Here is a 216-nt window from a genome sequence, read left to right as displayed (position 1 = left end):
GGAATCAGAAAGTCGGGCAAGATCGAAATATTTACTCCGCAGGCCAGGCATCTGAGTCGACAAATAGGAATGCGCAGGGCCTGATCCGCCTCATCAATTGCGTACCTCCAGTAATAGCCATTTCGATGAACATTCCCTTGGGCAATACAATGACAGTCGGGACATCGGTCAAACATGGGAAATTCATTCCCTTTTCCTCTTGATCCATATTCCTCA

The 216-nt window shown here is 47.2% G+C and carries 1 protein-coding gene; it reads right to left on the bottom strand.

Annotation, left to right across the window (positions count from 1 at the left end; translation table 11 throughout):
* Nucleotides 1-31: 31 nt before the first annotated feature.
* Nucleotides 32-216: hypothetical protein (locus FS628_RS31860; RefSeq protein ID WP_222125378.1), on the bottom strand; the 185-nt coding region annotated here is incomplete at its 5' end.

The sequence above is a fragment of the Paenibacillus xylanexedens genome, assembly GCF_007676705.1.
Taxonomy (GTDB): Bacteria; Bacillota; Bacilli; order Paenibacillales; family Paenibacillaceae; genus Paenibacillus; species Paenibacillus xylanexedens_C.
This window is presented reverse-complemented; position numbering and strand designations above follow the sequence as displayed.